Genomic DNA, 20,378 nt, shown 5'->3' on the forward strand with positions numbered 1-20,378 from the left:
CACCAGCCCCACCGCCACGGCGCGCAGCCCCTGCACCTCCGGCAGGAACCGGCGTTCCGAGCCTGCGGGAGGCGCCGCGGCGGGAGTGGATACGGTGGACGCGGAGCGTGTTTCAGCTGACACGGTATGCGTTTCGTGACGGGAGTAGAGGGCCGCACCCGGTGGGAGGCAGCCCGAGTACCTCCATGGTGTCGTGACCCCCTCGTTACAAACAAGGCGTTACCGGGACTTTATGTGAATTCTTACAGAATCATGTGAGTTCTCTCAGGATTCCGCAACTCTCCAGGTCAGAGGCGTGCAGCGGCGTCACCTGCGGTTCCGCGCGCGGGGCTCAGGGGGTCGGACGCCGGCCTGGCATCCTGGGAGCATGGCGCGCGACGACCGGCCTCAGGTGCTCCTGCGGTTCGCGGACGGGCTGCGGTTCCTGCTCCCGTCCCGCCACCGGAGCGCCGAGGTCCGCGTGGACCGCGACCCCACGGCGACCCTCGGCCACCTGGTCCAGTCGACCGGGGTACCGCTGACCGAGGTGGGCGGCCTGCTCGCCGACGGGTGCCCCGTCGGTCCGGGCCACCGCCCCGGGCCCGGGCAGACCGCGGACGTCCTGCCGGTCGAGCGCCCGCAGCGGCTGCCGGCCAGCCCTCCGCGCTTCCTGCTCGACGTCCACCTCGGCGCGCTCGCCCGGCGCCTGCGCCTGGTCGGCGTGGACACCGGCTACGGCAACGACCTCGACGACGACACCCTGGTCGCGATGGCCAACCGGCAGCGGCGCGCGCTGCTGACCCAGGACCGCCGGCTGCTGCACCGACGCGCGCTGGAGGCCGCGGCCTTCGTCCGCGGACACGGTCCCGACGACCAACTGCGCGACGTGCTGGACCGCTTCGCACCGCCGCTGGCGCCGTGGAGCCGCTGCACCGCCTGCAACGGCCCGCTGGTTCCCGCGGCGAAGGAGGCGGTCGAGCACCTGCTGGAACCGGGGACCCGCCGTACCTACGCGGACTTCGCCCGCTGCCGCGAGTGCGGGCGCGTCTACTGGCCGGGCGCGCACCACGCCCGGCTGGCCGCGATCGTCGAGACGGCCCGGGAGGCCGTGGCCGCCGCGGGCGGCCGGGACGGCGGCCGGAGTGCCCCTGCGGGCGGGGGCGCCGCGCGACGCTCCGCACGGCCATGAGCCGACGGGCGTGGGCCCGCACCGATCCGACGCAGCGCGGGGGATGCGGCCCGGGAATTCGCTGCGCCCGATGATCACAACAGCACCGCACGCGCCGAAAGAGCCGTTTCGCGACCACCGACGCGTTTCTCCGGTTATCGCCTGAAATTCCCGGTCCGGCCGGCGGGTGCACCCGCAGAATTGCCAGCTGTGCCCGCATCGACCTGCAGAGACCCGGCGAACGGCAAATCCGATCGGCCGCGAAAACCGGTATCCCGGAATTCGCCGGGTGCACGCGGATAAACTCGCACCACCGACGGGACCTTCCCCGGATCGCGGGTCCCCGCAACGGAACGGGCCACCGTCCGGAACCCTCGAACCCCCCGGACTCCGCTACCCCCGTCCTTTTCGACTCCGCCGCACGGCGATACCCGGCGGCTCCCTCTCCCGTGTTCCGAAAGGCACAGCAATGTCCGCAGGCGCCACCTACGGTCACCGCACCGCACATCCCGGTGCCGGCCGGCAGGCATCCGCCCCTCCGTCGCCGGAGGGGCCCCACGCCGACCCGGAGGCGCTCGACGCCGCCCAGAACGCGGCACTCGCCTCCCTGATCCGCCGCCTCGCCGGTACGCGTCCGGAGATCTTCGCCGACATCCCCCCGGCGCCGACCCCGGCGGGCCCTCGCCACGCGGCCCCGCCGCCCGGAGCCGGGCCCTGGCACGCCGCCCCTCAGTCCTCCGCTGCGTTCTCGTCCGACCGGCCCGAGCCGGAACCGCGCCGCACCGACCGGAACCCGGACGCACCGGGGGCGCGCAGCGCACGCGAGGGCGCCCCGCCTGGACCGCCGCGCCGCTCCCGGCGCGGCCGCGGACCCGCTCCGGGCGCGTGGACCGTCTCGTTCCCGCAGCTGTGTGCCACCGGCGGGGCCGAAGCCGTCCTCGGAGCCGTCGGCGCTCTGGCACGCACGGTGCACGCGGTGCGCGCGCTCGGCCGGTAGCCGCCGTGTCCGCAGCGCTCTGCGGCCTGGACGCCCTCCGGAGACCTCGCCGGCCCTCGGTCGCCCCCCGGACACCGCCGCGGGCGACGACCGTGCGCGGGCGAGCCGTATGCGGCGGCCGCACCGCCCGGCCGCGGGCGCAACGACCCGCCGCGCGCGGGGCCGGATGGCGTGCCGGCGTTCACTGAGCCTTGTTCGCGACCTCGGGACCGGCCGCTGCGGTCGGGGATGCCGGAGCGGCGACGGGCTCGGCCGCCCGGCGGCGCCGGCGTACGGCGAAGCGCACGGCTTCGGTGACGATGCCGATACCGGCGGAGAATCCCACGCCGATCGTGACCGCGAGCAAATGGTTGCCCTCGAAGGTCTCGCTGGCGGCGAATCCGATCAAGCCCGAGTACAGGGCCCACAGCACGGCGGCGAGCGCGGCGAATGCGCTGAACCGGGAGAGGGGGTACTCCAAAGTTCCGGCGGTGAGCGTCGTCGCGGTGCGCCCTCCCGGGACGAAGCGCAGCGCCACGATCATCAGCCCGCCGCGCTGCCGAAGCGCGCCGGCCGCCCATTCGCGGGCCGCGCGGCCCCGCTTGCCCGGAAGCAGGCGAGCGGTGGCGCGGGTGCCGAGCAGGCGCCCGATCACGTAGGAGACGTGGTCGCCGACGAACGCGCCCGCCGCCGCCACGGCGATCGCGGCGGCGAGGTCGGTATCGCCGGAGGCGGCCAGCGACCCGGCGGCGATGACCGTCGTCTCGCTGGGGACCACGGGAAAGAAGGCGTCCAGGACGCATACGAGGAAGATCGCCAACAGCGCCCACGGCGAAGCCATGGCACCGGAGACGATCTCGTTGATGGCGTCAACCACGCTGGACGGCCGTTTCCGGCTGGTGCGTTCGGCCGGCGCCGGACCCGGCGGTTCGGGGGGTCGGAGGGCTGATCGCAAAGAGGTCGGGCATAGCCGGAACACTAGGGGCGGCGCCGGTTCCGCCGCGATGGTGGCGACGCCCCGGATTCGCGTAGTGGTACCCCTACCCGCGGTCGGCCCGGCTCTAGGGGCGGCCCAGCGTGCTCTCGCGGCGGATGAGGGCGAACCCCGGGCGGATGTAGCGGGGGTCGGCCTGCGCGGCCTCGTCGCCCCCGTCGAGACGGGCCAGCAGCGCGTCCACCGCCGCCTGGGCGATCGCCTGCTTGTGCGGGGCGATGGTGGTCAGGCTGGTCGAGCAGTAGCGGCCGTCGTCTATGTCGTCGAAGCCCACCACCGCGACGTCCTCGGGAACCCGCAGGCCCCGCTCGATGAGTGTACGCATCGCGCCGATGGCGATCAGGTCGTTGTAGCAGAACACGGCATCGGGGGCGACGCCCGAGTCGAGGAGGCGGGCCATCGCCTGGGCTCCGTCTCCGCGCGTGTAGCCGTCGGTGGCGGCGACCAGCTCGTCGCCGGCCGCCGCACCGGGCGACTCCGCGATCGCCGCGCGCCAGCCGCGCAGGCGCAGGTGCGCGACCCGGCGCACCCGTCCGTGTCGGGCCCCGAGGAAGGCCACCCGGCGCCGGCCCAGGTCGAGCAGGTGCCGGGTGGCGGTGCGCGCCGCGGCGACGTTGTCGATGGCGATGTGGTCGTGGGGCGCCTCGTACTCGCGCTCGCCCAGCAGCACCAGGGGCGCGTCGTTCCCGCGCGCGAGCAGGTCCTCGTTCTCCAGCTCGATCGGGCTGAGGATGAGCCCGTCGATCAGCCGCGCCCGAAAGCCTTGGGCGAAGAGGACCTCCTGGTCGCGGCGCCCGTTGGTGTGGTCCAGCAGCACGATGTAGTCCAGGCCGGCCGCGTAGCTGATCACGGCGTCGGCCAGCTCAGCGAAGTAGGGGTTGCCCAGCTCGGGCAGTGCGAGGGCGATGATCCCGGTGCGCCCCTTGCGCAGGTGGCGCGCCGTGAGGTTGGGCCGGTAGCCCAGTTCGTCGATGACCTGCTGCACCCGCTGCCGGGTGGCCGGCGTGACGTGCCGGTAGCCGTTGACCACGTTCGACACCGTCTTGACCGACACGCCCGCGCGTGCGGCCACGTCCTTGAGGCTGATGTTCACAGCGTCTCCTTCGCACGCGCGCCTGCCCCGCTCCCATCCGTGCGCTACTCCGCCCCTGCGGAGCGATCGGCACGGCGCGGCGCCGGATGAAGGCGCTTACCGACCTACGGGCCGACTGGGCCCTCGGCCCGCTCGGCGCTTCCCGGTGCCCGGTGCCCGGTGTCGATGCTGACTTTTCCATCGTTATACAACACCGGAGACGACCCCGTACATGGGCGCTGCTCACCGCATGTCTGTGAATCGAGCGCACTGCGGTGGGACTTCCGCGGACTGCGCACGGCGATGAATCGGGGTCTGGACAGCCACGTGTGACTGTGCTCTCATCATGGATGGAACCGGGTTTCCCACGTTGTAAAACCACGGGACCTCGGTCAGCGGACCTGCCGGCGCCCGCTCGACCGAACCCCTCATACCCGGAGGCTTCGGATGAGACGCTTCCCCCTTGACCTCGATCCCCCGTCCCCGTCCGACGAACCCCGCCCCCGCTTGCGCGGCGGGCGCCGCCGCTCCCCGCTGACCGCGCTGGTAGCGGCCGCCGCCGCACTGCTCATGCCGCTCACCCTGGCCTCCCCCGCACAGGCGGCCGAATGGGAGCCGCAGGAGCCCCCGCTGACCACTCCCTGGACCGACGACGTCTCGGCGGACAACGCGCTGCCCGAGTACCCGCGCCCGCAGATGGTGCGCGAGGAGTGGCGCAACCTCAACGGCGAGTGGGAGTGGGCGCCCGCCCAGGAGGGCGAGAAGCCGCCCTTCGGCGAGTCCCTCGACCGCACCATCCTCGTCCCCTACCCCGTGGAGTCGGCGCTCTCCGGCATCGCCGAGGACACCGACCGCATGTGGTACCGCCGCACCTTCACCGTGCCCGACTCCTGGAAGGGCCGGCACGTCAAGCTGAACTTCGACGCCGTGGACTACAAGGCCGAAGTGTGGGTCAACGGCACCAGGGTCGGCGCCCACCGCGGCGGCTACGACCGGTTCACCTTCGACATCACCGACGCGCTGCGCCGCGGCGAGGACAACGAGATCATCGTCGGGGTGCACGACCCCACCGACTCGGGCCAGCAGGCGGTCGGCAAGCAGCGCAACGACCCCGGCGGGATCTTCTACACCTCCTACTCCGGGATCTGGCAGACCGTGTGGATGGAGCCGGTCGCGCCGGCGCACACCACCCGCGTCGACCTCACCCCCGACGTCGCGGGCGAGAAGCTGGACGCCGTGGTGCACACCGCGGGCGGGGGCGGGGTGACCGCGCAGGTGACCGTCCGCGACGGCCAGAACGTCGTGGGCAGGGCGCGCGGGAAACCCGGCACGAAGATCGAGGTGCCGGTGCCCGACGCGCGCCTGTGGTCGCCCGACGACCCGTTCCTCTACGACGTCGACGTCGAGCTCAAGCGCGGCTCCAAGGTCCGCGACCGGGTCGAGAGCTACGCCGGTATGCGCTCCGTGGGCACCGAGATGGTCGACGGCACGCGGCGGATGGTCCTCAACGGCGAGTACGTCTTCCAGATGGGCCCGCTCGACCAGGGCTACTGGCCCGACGGGATCTCCACCGCGCCCACCGACGAGGCCCTGAGGTTCGACATCAAGGCGGCCAAGGACCTCGGGTTCAACACCATCCGCAAGCACGTCAAGGTCGAGCCCGACCGCTGGTACTACTGGGCCGACCGCATGGGCATGCTGGTCTGGCAGGACATGCCCTCCATGGCCCACAGCCCCGACGAGGCGGCCAAGGACCGCTACGAGCACGAACTGCGGGAGATGGTCGACCAGCACCGCAGCTTCCCCTCGATCACGCAGTGGATCCCCTTCAACGAGGGCTGGGGGCAGTACGACGGCGCCCGCATCGCCGACGAGGTGAAGCGGATGGACCCGTCGCGCCTGGTCACCGGCGCTTCCGGCTGGTACGACACCGGCAACGGCGACGTCGTCGACTCCCATATCTACGTCGGTCCCGGCGATCCCACGCCCGCCACCGCGTCCCGCGCCTCGGTGCTGGGCGAGTACGGCGGCCTGGGCCTGCGGGTCGAGGGCCACGAGTGGAGCCCCGGCGACGGGTTCGGCTATGAGATGGTCTCCGACAGCGCGTCGCTGACCTCGCGCTACGTCGGCCTGACAGCGGGGCTCCAGCGGCTGGAGCGCACCAACGGGATCTCCGCGGCGATCTACACCGAGATCACCGACGTGGAGAACGAGCTCAACGGCCTGTGGACCTACGACCGGCAGCAGATCAAGGTCGACGAGGACCGGATACGCGCCGCGCACGAGGATCTGATCGCCGGCCGCCCGGTCATCGAGCCGGCCGACCTGCCGACCGGTGAGCACTCGCTGCGTGTCACCACTCCCGGCTACGACAACCGCTACATCCGGCACCAGGACGCGCTCGGGTTCACCGAGGTGGTCGAGGAGTCCAGCTCCGACCTGCTCAAGCAGGACGCGACGTGGCGGATCGTGCCCGGCCTGGCCGACGACACGTGCTACTCCCTGGAGTCCGCGAACTACCCCGACGAGTACCTGCGCCACCGCGCCTCCCGGGTGCGGCGCGAGGCGTCCGACGGCTCCGAGCTCTTCCGCGAGGACGCCACCTGGTGCGCCGAGCCCGGCCTCTCCGGCTCGGGGGTCTCGCTGCGCTCCTACAACTTCCCCGACCAGTACCTGCGCCACTACGACTCCGAGCTCTGGCTCGCCGGTGTCGGCGGACCCGAGCCCTATGAGACCGCGCAGCTCTTCGACGAGGACGCCACCTGGGCGATCGAGGAGCCCTGGGCGAGCTAGCCCCGGCACCGCGCAGCGGCCCGGCGCCGCCCGCCCCCGACCCCGGCGGGCGGCGCTCCGGCCGCACCCGCGGACCGCCTTCCCCACCGATACGCACGGGCCGGCCGGCCCGCCGCCGGCCCGTGCCCATCCCATCCGCTCGATCACTCACCCGATCCCGTCCACGCGATCCCATCCATCCGCGACCGCTCGGCGAACGCGCGCACGGCGCGACCGACCGGCCCGCACATCCCTTCACTGGTGGAGGCTGGAAATGGCAACCGACCCCTCCGACCGCGCCGGGCGCTCCCCGCGCCGCACGGCTACGGTCTTCACCGCGGTCACCTGCACAGCGCTGACACTGCTGGCCACGTCCTGCGCACGCGGCGAGGACGAGGCCGCGGGCGGCCAGGACGGCGGCGACGCGGCCGCCCAGGCCCAGGTGCTCGACGAGGCCGCGGGCAGCGACGAGACCTGCTCCGCCGAGCAGGCCGGCATCGAGGAGTTCGACCTCAAGGACATGAAGGTCGGGTTCTCCCAGTCCGAGGCGGAGTCGAACCCGTTCCGCATCACCGAGACCGCCTCCATCAAGAAGGAGGCCGAGAAGCGCGGCGTCGAGCTGATCACCGCCAACGCCCAGTCCGACTTCGCCCAGCAGATCAGCGACGTGCAGGACCTCATGTCGCAGGGCGCCGAGGTGCTGATCATCGCCCCGCTCAACTCCGACGGCTGGGAGCCGGTGCTGGCCGAGGCCGAGCGCAAGCAGGTGCCCATCGTCACCATCGACCGCCAGATCAACGGCGACGCCTGCAACGACTACGTCACCTTCATCGGATCGGACTTCGTGGAGCAGGGCCGGCGCGCGGCCGACCAGATGATCGAGGCGCTGGGCGGCAAGGGCAAGGTGGCCATCCTGCTGGGGGCCGCCGGCAACAACGTCACCACCGAGCGCACCAAGGGCTTCAAGGAGCGCGTCGAGGAGAAGGCGCCGGACATCGAGATCGTCTTCGAGCAGACCGGCGAGTTCACCCGCGAGGGCGGCCAGTCGGTCACCGAGCAGCTCATCCAGTCCAACCCCGACATCGACGGCATCTACGCCGAGAACGACGAGATGGGCATCGGCGCGGTCACGGCGCTGCGCGGCGCCGGCAAGCAGCCCGGCGACGTCGAGATCGTCACGGTCGACGGCACCGAGGAGGCCGTGCAGCTCATCATCGACGGCTGGATCCACGGCGTCGTCGAGTCCAACCCGCGCTTCGGCCCGCTGGCCTTCGACGCCCACGAGTCCTTCGGCAAGGGTGAGGAGGTCCCGGTCGAGCTGATCATCTCCGACCGGGAGTACGACGCCGAGAACGCCGAGGAAGAGCTGCCCAATGCGTACTAGTCCCGGACCGGGGTCCGCGGCACGGCAGGCCCCGCCGGCGACGGAGCACAGGAGGAGGAGACGGTGGCGATGACCGCTACCGCAGAGCAGGGCGGGTCCGGCGCCGCCGGTCCCGTCCTGCGGACCCGCGGACTCACCAAGCGGTTCCCCGGGGTGCTGGCCCTCGACGACGTCGACTTCGACCTCTCCCACGGCGAGGTGCACGCCCTGGTCGGCGAGAACGGGGCCGGCAAGTCCACCCTGATCAAGGTCCTCACCGGCGTCTACGCCCCCGACGGCGGAGAGGTGCGCTACCTCGGGGGGGCGGCCCGGTTCGACACGCCGCTGCGCGCCCAGCAGGCCGGGATCTCCACCATCTACCAGGAGGTGAACCTGATCCCGCTGCTCAGCGTGGCGCGCAACCTGTTCCTGGGGCGCGAGCCGCGGCGCTTCGGGCTGATCGACTTCGCGCGCATGCACCGCGAGGCGGCCGGCATCCTGCGCGACTACGGGGTCGAGGTCGACGTGACGCGGCCCCTGCAGGGGCTGTCCATGGGCGCGCGGCAGATGGTCGCGCTCGCCCGCGCGGTCGTCGCCGACGCCCGCGTGGTGATCATGGACGAGCCGACGTCCTCCCTGGAGCCGCGCGAGGTCGAGACGCTGTTCACGGTGATCGGCGGACTGCGTGAGCGGGGCATCACGGTGGTCTACGTCAGCCACCGGCTGGACGAGCTGTACCGGATCTGCGACCGCGTCACCGTCCTGCGCGACGGCCGGGTGGTCCACACCGGGGAGCTGGCCGGCCTGGAGCGCCTGCGGCTCATCTCGCTCATGCTCGGGCGGGAGGCCGAGCAGGTCGAGCGGCAGGGCGCCACCACCTTCGGCGGACCGCACGAGCGGCGCGCCGGGGAGCCGGTGCTGGTCGCCGAGGAGCTGGACGACCGGCATCGGCTGCACGGCGTCTCCCTGGCGATCCGCCCCGGCGAGGTGCTGGGGCTGGGCGGGCTGCTGGGCTCGGGCCGCACCGAGACCGCCCGCGCGATCGCCGGGGCGGCGGCGCTGCGGTCCGGCCGGATCACCGTGGCGGGCGTCCCGCTGCGCCGCCGGTCGACGGGCGCGGCGATCGCCGCCGGTATCAGCATGCTGCCCGAGGACCGCAAGAGCGAGGGCATCATCCCCGAGCTGTCGGTGCGGGAGAACATCGCGCTGGCGGCGATGCCGCGGCTGTCCCGGTTCGGGCTGGTCTCCGAGCGGCGGATCGACCGGGTGGTGGACGTGTTCGTCGAGCGGCTGCGCATCAAGTCGGCCGGCACCCGGCAGAAGGTCGCCGAACTGTCCGGCGGCAACCAGCAGAAGGTGCTGCTGGCGCGCTGGCTGGCGCTCAACCCCCGGGTGCTGCTGCTCGACGAGCCCACCCGCGGTATCGACGTCGGCGCGAAGGCGGAGGTGCAGCGCCTGGTCGACGAGCTCGCGACCGAAGGGCTCGGGGTCCTGCTGATCTCCTCGGACCTGGAGGAGCTGATCGAGGGCGCCGACCGGGTGGTGGTGCTCAAGGACGGCTCCGTCGTGGGCGAGCTGAGCGGCGACGAGGTCAGCGAGGGCGCGCTGATGCGGGCCATCGCCGACGCCGACACCGCCGACGCGGACGCCGACCGCGGCGGCCGCGGGGACGCAGGCGGGGCCGCGGCCGAAGGCGCCGGCGGGCCCGGCGGCCCGGAGGAGCACGAGGGCGGTGCCGGCCGCGCCGGCCCGCGGGCGGGCGCGGCCGCAGGCGACACGACGCCGGGAAGGGAGGGTGCCCGATGACCGCGATCGGCATGCCCGCTGTGCGCATCGACCGCACGCGGGTCGTCCCCTGGCTGCAGGAGTACGGCGTCTACATCGGCGTGGCGGCGCTGCTGGTGTTCAACATCGCCCTCACCCCGCACTTCCTGTCCCTGGAGAACTTCCGCACCCAGGCGGTGCAGGTCACCCCGGTGCTCATACTCTCGCTGGGGATGGCGCTGGTGATCGCCACCGGCGGCATCGACCTGTCGGTGGGGTCGGTGATGGCGCTGGCGGCGGCGATGATCTCGCTGTACCTGGGCTACGGCCCCGTCGTCGCCGTGCTGGTGGCCCTGGTAGCGGGGGCCGCGGCGGGTGCGGTCAACGGCGCTCTGGTGGCCTTCGCCGGAGTGCAGGCCATCGTCGCCACGCTGGCGATGATGATCGGCGGCCGCGGTTTGTCGCTGGTGCTGCTGCCCCAGCTCGACGGCATCCGCAACCCCGCTATCCGCGAGCTGGGCGCGGGCGACGCGTTCGGCGTGCCCTACCTGGTGTGGATCTCGGCGGTGCTCGTGGCGGTCGTCGTGTTCGTGGTGCGGCGCACCGTCTTCGGCCGCCGGATCGTGGCCATCGGCGGCAACCGCCGGGCGGGCGAGCTCTCCGGGCTGCCGGTGCGGCGCACGCTGCTGGCCGTGTACGTGCTCTGCGGGCTCTTCGCGGCCGTCGCGGGCGTGCTGGCCACGGCGCGGCTCCAGGCCAGCGACCCCAACTCCATCGGCCGGCTGATCGAGCTGTCGGCGATCACGGCCGTGGTCGTCGGCGGCACCCCGCTGCAGGGCGGGCGTGTGCGCATCGCCGGCACGGTGGCGGGCGCGGTGCTGATGCAGCTGCTCGTCTCGACCCTGATCAAGCACGACCTGCCGCCGTCGTGGACGCAGATCGCGCAGACCGCGGTGATCATCGCGGCGGTCTACGTGGCGAGGGAGCGTGGGAGGAAATGACCGCGGTGAAAAGCACGGCCGCGCCCGGCACCGGCCTCCCGGGCGGGCCCGGCGGCAGCGGCGGAGGGCGTCCGGTGTTCGGCTCCGGGCGGGGCGGCGGCTCGGCCGCCGAGTTCGTCCAGCGGCACGGCGCGCTGGTGGTCCTGGTGGCCGTGCTGGCCGTCGCGGCACTGACGATCGACGGCTTCTTCAGCCTGGGCAACCTCAACCACATCGCCGTCGGCGCGGCGTTCCCCGCCATCATCGCGCTGGGCATGACGTTCGTGATCGTCACGGGCGGCATCGACCTGTCGGTGGGCACCGTGTTCGCGCTGGCGGGAGTGCTGGCCGCGTGGGCGTCGCAGTACGGCAGCCTGGCCGCGCTCGCCCTTCCGCTGGCGGTGTGCGCACTGATCGGCGCGCTCAACGGGGTGCTCATCGCCAAGGCGCGGCTGGCGCCCTTCATCGTCACGCTGGCGACGATGCTGGGCGCCTGGGGACTGATGCTGGCCGTCTCCGACGAGGGCACCGAGACCTACGTGGTGCCCGACGGGCTCGCCATCACGCCGATGGTCCAGGACCGCTTCTTGGGCATCGGCTACCCGGTGCTGCTGGTGGTGGTGCTGTTCGCCATCGGCGGGGTGGCGCTGCGCCGCACCGGATGGGGCCAGAACATCTACGCCGTCGGCGGCAACGAGGACGCGGCCGCGCTGATGGGTGTGCCGGTGGCGCGCACCAAGATCACCGCCTACACGCTCTCCGGTCTGCTCGCCGGGCTGGCCGGTGCGCTGAACGCGGTGTGGCTGGGTTCGGGCGTGACCATCTTCGGTATCGGCATCGAGCTGGACGCCATCTCGGCGGTGGTCATCGGCGGCACCCTGCTGGCCGGCGGCTACGGCTTCGTGTCGGGCTCGCTGGTGGGCGTGCTGCTGCTGAACGTCATCCAGAACATCATCAACGGGATCGGCGGGCTGAGCTCGGCCTACCAGCAGGTGGTCAGCGGGTCGTTCCTGATCGTGGTGGTGCTGGCGCAGAACTACCTGAGCAGGCGGCGGGAGCGGGTCTGAGCGGCCGGCCGCCGGGCGCCGGCGCACGTCTGACGCCCGCCGCCGCCCGGCGGTCGCGCACAGCCTCCGCCGGGCCTGCGACGCGCCCGAACGGCCGCCGGTTCCCGGCGCACCCCCGCGATCGAAGCCCCGCTGGGCGGACGGTACGGTCCTCCGGTTCCGTTCTGCCGCAGGCGCGCTGACGGTCGCCTCGACCGCCGCGCGCCCGTCTGGAGGTCACATGCACGGTTTCCGTCTGGCCGTCGGCGCGCTGGGCGCCGCCGGCGTCCTCATCGCCGGGGCTGCTCCCGCCGCGGCCGAGCCCGCTACCGCGCCCTCTCCGGGTTCCACGGTCGTCGGCACGTCCCAGGCCCCCGCTCCCACAGCGTCGCCCCTGGCCGAGGCCCCCGTCCGCTACGAGGTCAAGCACAAGGCCTGGGAGCAGAAGGAGCCCTCCTGGTGCGCTCCGGCGAGTGTGCAGCTCAGCCTGCGCACCTTCGGGGTGTACGTCACCCAGGACACGCTCGCCGACAAGATGGGCACCGACTCGGTCGGTACCTCCGGCGCCGACATGGAGCGCGTCTACGACTCCTATCTGAAGGACGAGGGCTACGAGATGTCCTGGTCCACCGCCCAGGACCCCGAAGCGCTCATGGACGCCGTGTCCTACGACGTCGGCGTGCTGCACAAGGCCATCCCGCTCGGCGTGTGGGGCGCGGAGGCGTCCTGGATCGGTGCCGACGAGAACTTCGGCCACGTGGTCTCGGTGCGCGGCTACGACAAGGAGAAGGACACGTTCACCATCTGGGACCCGTGGCTCGGTGGCTACGGCGGCCACCACACGGTCTCGGCCGACGACCTGGCCGACGCGGCCCAGAGGAACGGCCTCGCCTACGTCCACAGGCTCTGAGCCCGGGCCCCGCTGACGCGGGTCCGAACGCCTCCGGCCCCCACGCCCCCTGCCCCGCGACATGGTGGATCCCGGAGGCCCGTGACGCGGCCGCGACGCCGCCGTGCGCCGTCGCGCAACCGCGCCCGCCCGACCGCGCCCCTTCCCGCGCCGCTCCGGCGGCCCGGGAAGGGGCGCTTCGTCCTCTCCCGCACCGCGGCGGCTCCGAGCGCGCCGAGACCGGACGGTTCAACCGGTCCGGCCGGTCCGGCGCGTCCGGCGGACGCTCCTGCGAACGCCGCAGGCCCATTACGGACCGGCGTTCGCGCCTCGACGGCCCGTCCGAACGGCGGAGCGGGCCCGCGGCGGACCCTTACCGCGGCGCGACATCGCCGTCGCGGCCACCGCATCGCCCCAGGCCGGAGCGTTCGCGGCCCGCATCGGCCCCGTGACCGGCCCCTTGCCCGCGATTTACCCGGCAATGGCGGGGTAGCCCTCGGTCGAAGGCCAACCCGGCCCGCGGCGGGCGGGGTACGGACGGCACCGAGGAGGCCGATCGGCATGGACACCGGCCTGGTGATCACGATCGTCGTGGTCCTCGTACTGATCGCGGCCGCGGCGGCCTTCGCCGTGCCGTGGCAGCGCAGCAGGCGGCTGCGCTCGCGCTTCGGCCCCGAGTACGAGCGTGCCGTGCAGGAGCACGGCGACCGCCGCGCCGCGGAGCGCGAGCTGACCGAACGCGAGCGGCGCCACGCCGAGCTCGGCCTGCGGCCCCTCTCCGAAGGCGCGCGCCGCAGGTTCGAGGCGGACTGGGACAGCGTGCAGGAGCGGTTCGTCGACTCGCCGGAGGACGCCGTCCGCCAGGCGCACGGCCTGGTCGACCGGCTGATGACCGAGCGCGGATACCCCTCCGGCGACGACGACCGGCGCATCGCCGACCTCTCGGTCGAGCACGGCGGCACCGTCGACCGCTACCGCCGGGCGCGCGCCGCGAGCGAGCGCAGCGCGGCCGGCGAAGCGTCGACCGAGGACCTGCGATCGGCGATGGTGCACTTCCGCGCTCTGTTCCACGAGCTGCTCGGCGACGGCTCCACGGCCTCCGCCGGTTCCGACACCGCCGACCCCGGCGATCCCGCCGCCCGCTGACCCCTGACCGCCAGCCGCCCCGGGTGCGCACGCGCGCCCGGCCGAAGGGAGTTCCGGAGATGGACAACCCGCTCAAGCGCAAGAACGAGGCCGCGGCGGACCCCGGCGCCGAGCGCGGCCGAAAGGAACCGGCGGATTCCGGCGCCGCCGCGGCAGGGGCCGGTACCGGGTCGGGATCCGGCCGCGAGGGGAATAGCGGCCAGGACAGGGCGGCGGCCGGCGGCGCTGCGCGGTCCGGAGGCGACGGCAGGGCCGGCGCCTCGGCGGGCGCACAGCCGTCCTCCGCCGGGAGCGGGGCGGGCGGCGGGTCCGAGTCGGCGGCGCATCCGCCGAAGACCCCCGCCAAGGCCTTCGTGGGTGTGCGGGCGGGTTCGGCCGCCAGGCGGCGGCAGGGGGCCGCGTCGGCCCAGGCCGCCGAGACCGCCGGATCGGGTACGGACACCGAGCAGGGGAAGGCGCCCGCGGCCCCCGCCGAAGGGGCGGCACCCGCCGCGTCGAAGCCCGCGGAGGCCGGCGCGTCCGGGGCCCCGGCACCCGCCGGGTCGGCCGCGCCCGCCCGGTCGGCCCGCCCCTCCGCTGACGGACGGCCGTCCCGGAGCGGCGCCGACACCGACGAGCGGGGCGCCGAGCTGTTCTCCGGCGAGGAGGCCCGCCGCCTCCAGCAGCGGTGGCGCGACGCGCAGAGCGACTTCGTCGACGACCCGCGCGCGGCCGTGGGCACCGCCGACGAGCTCGTCGGCGAGGTGCTGCGCACGCTGCAGGAGCGGCTGGCGGCGCACAAGCGCACGCTGGAGGGGCGCTGGGCCGAGGGAGCCGAACCCGACACCGAGGACCTTCGCACGACCATGCGGAGCTACCGCGCCTTCTTCCGCCAGGTGCTGCGCGCCGAGGACTGACCGGCCCGCGTCGGCCGCCGCCCGTGCGGGAGGCGGGGACGGCGGGCCCGCACCGCCGCGGTCCGGGCGTCTCACGCAGAGGGGCGGCCCGGGACCCGCGGACCGGTGCCGTCCTTGGACTCGGCGGCGGGCGGCCGCCCGTCGGGGCCGAAATCGGCCCGGTGCGCGCTCAGGCCGGTTCGGCCGGGCGCCGTGTCCGGGCTGAGCACGAGGTCGTCGTCGTAGTCGGCGCTGTTCTCGTGCCGGTAGGCGATGGGTTCGGCGGTGTCCAGCTCGGCGAGGCGCTTGCGCAGCTGCGCCGCGTTGGCGGCGAACGCCTCGTTGTCGGCGCGGTCGGCGCCGTAGACGACGAACGGCGGCAGCGCTGCCGCGCCGGTGTACCAGAATGTGCCGTGCAGCAGGGGGAACAGCACCTCGTCGACCTGGCCGTGCACGCCCCGGGCACCGAACCCGGACTCGCGCGCGCCCACGGAGGTGACGATCAGCGCGCGCTTGCCGACCAGCCCGCCGTCGCCGTAGCGCCTGGTGCGCCCCCGGTCGTCCTTCAGCCCGAATGCGAAGCCCTGCACGAGCACGCGGTCGAACCAGCCCTTGAGGATCGCGGGCGGGCCGAACCACCACAGCGGGAAGTGGAAGACCAGGACGTCGGCCCACTCGATCTTCTCCTGCTCGCCGCGCACGTCGGCGCCGAGCCGCTGCTCCTGGTAGGCGCGCTCCTGGGCGTCCCCGACGAACAGCCGGTCGCAGCCCGCGCCGCCGACCCCGCGGAAGTCGGCGGGGTCGACGACGGGCTTGAAGTCCATCCCGTAGAGATCGGAGACGCGGTGTTCGTGGCCGAGCGCCTCCAGCTCGTCCAGCCCCTCGTCCATCAGGGAACCGTTGAGGGAGCGCCGTTCGGGGTGGGCGAACACCCAGAGGATCTTCATGGTCCGATACTGCCTTATGGGTGGCGGCCTGGATCAAGGGTTTCGCCGTAGCGCGATTCCGCGGCGGCCCATCGGGCATCCCGGAGAATCCGGGCGCCGACGCCGGGATGAATTCCCGGCGGCGAACAGTCGGCCCGGCGCGATCGGACCGGCATGCCTCCGCCGACGCGCGGCGGCCGGCGCGTGCGCGGAATGCGCCGCCTTGACCGGGGGATTCCTGCGATTTGCGTTCGGAATCTCCGGGCGCCTGCGGCCGGGCCCCGAGAACGGCGGGGAGCCCCGCCGCGCCCGGCGTGCGTGCGCGCCCGGCGCACCGCCGAGCGCGCGTTGCCGGCGGGCGTGAGCCCGCGCCGCGGCGGCAGGGAGAAGCCTCGCGCGGGGGCCGCCACGCGGAAATCCACAACCCCGGGATCGCCTTTTTTCACGGTGGGGATCCGAGTAAAGTTCCTGGAGCGGTAGGTCCGAGAATTCGTATTCCCGAACGAGGCGACGCAGCTCCATAGCTGAGAGTAGTGGCGGGCGGCACGAGCGCAACCGCATCGACCAGATGTCTCCGCTGCTCACAGCACGGCCGACCGGTGCCCCTCCCCGGTCCGGCGGACACTTCGGGCAGCGGCGGCGCCGCCGCAGGGCATGGCCCCGCGTTCTTCACCCCCGGAGGAATGGACAGGAGACCCCCTTGCGCCACCAGCACGGCTCCCCGCGCACACGCTTCGGCCGACCCGCAGCGGGCGCGGCCGTCGCGGGCCTGGCCACCGCGCTCGTCGGCAGCGCGGTGTTCGGTGTCGGCGCCTTCAGCCGCCTCGACGACCTCTCGGACGGCTCCACCTGGCTGTGGAGCGCGGTCACCGGCGAGGTCATCCGCGTCAACGCCAACAACGGCCGGGTCGACCTGGTCCACTCCGTCGACGGCGCCGAGGACCATCCGGTGCGCCTGGCGCAGAACAACCGGCACCTGGTGCTGCACGACCTCGAAGCCGGCTCGCTGACCTCGGTGAACCTGGCGCGCATGGAGTTCACCGGTGAGTCCGGGATCGGCTCGGCCGACGACAACCGCTTCGTCCTGGGCCGCGGCGCCGCGGTCATCATCGCCGAGGAGCGCGGCGAGGTCCGCCGAGTCGACCCCGAGACCCTGCGGCCCGCGGGCGAACCGCTGCGCCTGGGCGGCCGCCTGGTCGGCGGGCAGTTCGACGCCGAGGGCGTGCTGTGGGTGGCCTCCCCGTCGCAGGGCACCGTCGTGGGCATCGACACCCGCTCCGAACAGCCGGAGGTCGTCGAGAGCGTGCCCGTGGGCGATCCCGGCGACGACCTCGCGATCACCGTGCTCGACTCCGGCGCACTGGCGGTGAACACCGACTCCGACGAGCTCAGCGTGGTGACCGGCGGGTCGGCCGACACGGTGGAGTCGCCGGTCGGCGTGAACGGCGCCGAGGTCACCGACCGCACCGAGGGCGGACTCGCCGCGGTCACGGTCCCCGACACCTCGTCCGTGGTCGCGGTCGAAGGCCTGCCCGACGACCCGCGGGTGCGGACGTTCACCGTGCACGGCACCCGCCCCGACGCCGCGGTGCCCTTCGCCGGCGACGTCTACGTGCCCTACTCCGAGGAGGGCCTGGTCCGCAGGTTCTCCAGCGACGGGCGGCAGCGCACCACCATCCGCGTGCCGGACGCCGGCGAGAGCCCGCTGGAGCTGGAGGTCCGCGACGAGCACCTGTTCATCAACGCGCCCGAGTCGGAGTCGGCCCTCGTCGTCGATTCCGACGGCGGTGTGCGCAAGGTGAGCAAGTACGACACCGATCCCCGGGCCGACGGCCCGGGCGGCGCCGAGAACCAGGGCGAGCGCCCGGGCGGCGACAGCGCCGATCCCTACGTCGAGGGCCCCGACGGCGGCGGCTACGTGCCCGAGCAGCCCGACCTGCCCGATGCCAGCACGCCCGAGGACCTGCCCGAGCCTCCCGGCCGCCCCGAAGGCGGCCGCGGCGAGGAGGCGCGTCCCGAGGAGCACGAGGACGGATACGAGGAGCCGTCCGCCGAACAGCCGCCCCGGCCCCCGGACGTCCCCGACCTGCCCGACGGCGAATGGGCGCCGGGCGACGGCCAGGGCGGGGAGCAGGGCGAGCAGGGCGGCCAGGACGGCGAGCAGGGCGGCGGGGGCGGCCTGCCCCTGCCCCCCGGCGGAAACGGCGGCGAGGGCCCCGGATCCGGCGGCGGGGACGACGAGGACGAGGAGTCCGAGGACGGCTCGGACGACGGCGGTCTGCCCGACCTGCCCGGCGGCGGCATCCTCGATCCCCAGGACCCCGAACCCCCGGAGTCCGGGGACGACGAGAACGACGAGGACCATGAGGGCGACGGCGGCGACGGCGACCAGAGCGGGGATGACGACGACTCCGCCGAGGGAGACGACGAGGCCCCCGAGGAGGAGGACGACGGCGGCGCGGATCCCGGCGGAGGTCCCGACGGCGGAGATGAAGGAGGAGACGACGGCGACGGCGGCGGAACCGGTACGGAGGAGCCCGAGGACGGCGGCGACACCCCCGATCCCGCGGATCCCGGCGACACTCCGCCCCCCGAAGACCCCCAAGACCCCGAACCCCCGGTCACCGATCCCGGGACCGACCCCGATCCCGGAGACGACGTGCCGCCGGAGAGCGGCGGCTCCGGCGGTGGCCCGGGCGACGCCCCGCCCGAAGAGGGCACCGGCGGACCGCAGAACGGGGCCGAACAGCCGGAGGCACCCGCCGACGGGGGAACAGGCGGAACGGGACCCGGCGGAACTCCGGAGCAGGACGACGCCTCCGACACCACACCGGACGCCGATGCCGAGCCCGCGTCCTGACGCGTGTGACCGAATGGAGGGGACGGGGCGCCTGCACCGCTCCGCCGAGTCCGCCCGGACCGAACCGCGGCGCCGGGCGGGCGGCGAGCGCGCAGGCATGGCGCACCCCTGGCCCCCGAACCCAACATTCCGCAGCACGACAGGGAGGAGGCGCCGCCATGGGCCGGGCGACCGGAGCCGCCGCGCGGCACCCCGCCCCGCTGCGCCCGGTCGGCCCCGGCGGGCGCTCCGATCGGCCGCCGGGGCCTCCGCCGGCGTGGCACCGCGCGCCGTCTCGCCCCGGAGCGCCGCCGTGCGGCGACCTCGGCACGGCACGCGCCGAACGGCGCTCTCCTCAGACGCCGGCCGACGGCACAGGCCCCGGCCCGCCTTGCGCTCCGAAGACACGCCTCCGTCGCGCGGCCGGCACCGGGCGCGACGGAGCCCCCGCTGCCCCGGTACCGCACCGCCCGGCCTCCCGGCACCGCGGCACCGCCCGACCCGACCGCACGATGCGGAGACTCCACTATGACGACCTCGGCCCCCCGCACCGCTCCCGACAGCGTCCCCCGATCCGGCGCCGGCTCCCCCGCCCCGACGCTGACCGGGTCCGAGGCCGCCGAGCACGCGGCGGCCTTCCGGCGGCTGGCCGCCGAAGTGGGCTCGGCCGTCCTCGGCAAGACCGACATGGTCCGCCTCGCCCTCGTCGCCATGCTCAGCGAGGGCCACGTGCTGCTGGAAGACGTGCCCGGCGTCGGCAAGACCACGCTGGCGCGCGCGGTCGCCGCGGCGACCGACGGCGAGTGGCACCGCATCCAGTTCACCCCCGACCTGCTGCCCTCCGACGTCACCGGCGTCCCCGTGTTCAACCAGGACACCCGCGAGTTCCAGTTCCACCCGGGCCCGGTCTTCGCCAACGTCGTCGTCGCCGACGAGATCAACCGCGCCTCGCCCAAGGCGCAGTCGGCGCTGCTGGAGGTGATGGAGGAGCGCCAGGTCACCGTCGACGGCCGGCGCTACCCCGTGCCGCGGCCCTTCCTCGTGGTCGCCACGCAGAACCCTGTCGAGATGGACGGCACCTACCGGCTGCCCGAGGCCCAGCTCGACCGGTTTTTGATCCGGCTGTCCCTGGGCTATCCCGACACCGACTCCGAGCTCGCCATCATGCGCGGGGACCGGCTCAAGAGCACCGACGAGCTGACGGCGGTCGTCGGCGGCGAACAGCTCGCACGCATGTCCGCTGCCGCCACGCGGGTGCACATCCACGACGCCGTGTACCGCTACGCGCTGGACCTGGCCCACGCCAGCCGCGCGCACGACGAGATCCACGTCGGCGTCTCCCCGCGCGCCACGGCGGCGCTGATGCGCGCGCTGCGCATGTACGTGCTCACCGAAGGCCGCCACTACGCCACGCCCGAGGACGTCAAGGCGCTGGCCGTGCCCGTGTGGGCCCACCGGCTGGTGCCGGCCGCGGGCTCGGCGATCAGCGGGCGCAGCCCGGCCGACGTCCTCGGCGACATCGTCGACCGCACGCCCGCTCCCCACGCCGTGCGGCTGGCCGATGGCTGAGGCGGGCGGCGGCGACGCGC

At 73.9% G+C, this 20,378-nt stretch carries 14 protein-coding genes; 11 read left to right on the forward strand and 3 right to left on the reverse strand.

Annotated elements, in window-relative coordinates; translation table 11 throughout:
* Nucleotides 1-367: 367 nt before the first annotated feature.
* Nucleotides 368-1,168, forward strand: coding sequence for a Mut7-C RNAse domain-containing protein (locus tag ABEA15_RS12525; RefSeq protein ID WP_345556764.1), 801 nt, complete (start codon nt 368-370; stop codon nt 1,166-1,168).
* A gap of 1,157 nt (nt 1,169-2,325) precedes the next feature.
* On the opposite strand, the gene ABEA15_RS12530 is transcribed toward ABEA15_RS12525, so the two are convergent.
* Together ABEA15_RS12530 and ABEA15_RS12535 are read right to left on the reverse strand one after the other, a co-directional pair.
* The gene (locus tag ABEA15_RS12530) at nt 2,326-3,000 is read right to left on the reverse strand and encodes a DedA family protein (protein ID WP_345556765.1); all 675 of its coding nucleotides are present in this window, start codon (nt 2,998-3,000) and stop codon (nt 2,326-2,328) included.
* A 184-nt stretch (nt 3,001-3,184) separates the two neighbouring features.
* Nucleotides 3,185-4,210, reverse strand: a complete 1,026-nt coding sequence (locus ABEA15_RS12535) for a LacI family DNA-binding transcriptional regulator (protein ID WP_344140988.1) — start codon at nt 4,208-4,210, stop codon at nt 3,185-3,187.
* A gap of 426 nt (nt 4,211-4,636) precedes the next feature.
* On the opposite strand from ABEA15_RS12535, the gene ABEA15_RS12540 reads away from it, so the two are divergent.
* The 8 genes from ABEA15_RS12540 (at nt 4,637) to ABEA15_RS12575 (ending at nt 15,045) form a co-directional block, all read left to right on the forward strand.
* The gene (locus tag ABEA15_RS12540; protein WP_345556766.1) at nt 4,637-6,982 is read left to right on the forward strand and encodes an AbfB domain-containing protein; all 2,346 of its coding nucleotides are present in this window, start codon (nt 4,637-4,639) and stop codon (nt 6,980-6,982) included.
* Between the two features lie 253 nt (nt 6,983-7,235).
* Nucleotides 7,236-8,345, forward strand: coding sequence for an ABC transporter substrate-binding protein (locus tag ABEA15_RS12545; protein WP_345556767.1), 1,110 nt, complete (start codon nt 7,236-7,238; stop codon nt 8,343-8,345).
* Between the two features lie 69 nt (nt 8,346-8,414).
* Nucleotides 8,415-10,130, forward strand: coding sequence for a sugar ABC transporter ATP-binding protein (locus ABEA15_RS12550; RefSeq protein ID WP_345556768.1), 1,716 nt, complete (start codon nt 8,415-8,417; stop codon nt 10,128-10,130).
* Complete coding sequence (locus tag ABEA15_RS12555; RefSeq protein ID WP_344140994.1) at nt 10,127-11,089, forward strand: ABC transporter permease; 963 nt, start codon at nt 10,127-10,129, stop codon at nt 11,087-11,089. The genes ABEA15_RS12550 and ABEA15_RS12555 overlap by 4 nt, the downstream gene beginning before the upstream one ends.
* The gene (locus ABEA15_RS12560) at nt 11,086-12,135 is read left to right on the forward strand and encodes an ABC transporter permease (RefSeq protein ID WP_345556769.1); all 1,050 of its coding nucleotides are present in this window, start codon (nt 11,086-11,088) and stop codon (nt 12,133-12,135) included. Before ABEA15_RS12555 ends, ABEA15_RS12560 begins: the two co-directional genes overlap by 4 nt.
* A 220-nt stretch (nt 12,136-12,355) precedes the next feature.
* A complete protein-coding gene (locus ABEA15_RS12565) occupies nt 12,356-13,024 on the forward strand; it encodes a C39 family peptidase (protein ID WP_345556770.1) in 669 nt (222 codons plus the stop codon).
* A 540-nt stretch (nt 13,025-13,564) separates the two neighbouring features.
* A complete protein-coding gene (locus ABEA15_RS12570; protein ID WP_345556771.1) occupies nt 13,565-14,149 on the forward strand; it encodes a hypothetical protein in 585 nt (194 codons plus the stop codon).
* Between the two features lie 59 nt (nt 14,150-14,208).
* A complete protein-coding gene (locus tag ABEA15_RS12575) occupies nt 14,209-15,045 on the forward strand; it encodes a hypothetical protein (protein WP_345556772.1) in 837 nt (278 codons plus the stop codon).
* Between the two features lie 71 nt (nt 15,046-15,116).
* Here ABEA15_RS12575 and ABEA15_RS12580 read toward each other — a convergent pair whose 3' ends face one another.
* The gene (locus ABEA15_RS12580) at nt 15,117-15,971 is read right to left on the reverse strand and encodes an NAD(P)H-dependent oxidoreductase (protein ID WP_344141000.1); all 855 of its coding nucleotides are present in this window, start codon (nt 15,969-15,971) and stop codon (nt 15,117-15,119) included.
* A gap of 679 nt (nt 15,972-16,650) precedes the next feature.
* Between ABEA15_RS12580 and ABEA15_RS12585 the strand changes: the two genes are divergently transcribed.
* Nucleotides 16,651-18,810, forward strand: a complete 2,160-nt coding sequence (locus ABEA15_RS12585; protein WP_345556773.1) for a hypothetical protein — start codon at nt 16,651-16,653, stop codon at nt 18,808-18,810.
* 507 nt (nt 18,811-19,317) lie between these two features.
* Nucleotides 19,318-20,358, forward strand: a complete 1,041-nt coding sequence (locus ABEA15_RS12590) for an AAA family ATPase (RefSeq protein WP_345556774.1) — start codon at nt 19,318-19,320, stop codon at nt 20,356-20,358.
* Nucleotides 20,359-20,378 lie beyond the last annotated feature (20 nt).

The organism is Streptomonospora halophila (assembly GCF_039542725.1).
Taxonomy (GTDB): domain Bacteria; phylum Actinomycetota; class Actinomycetes; order Streptosporangiales; family Streptosporangiaceae; genus Streptomonospora; species Streptomonospora halophila.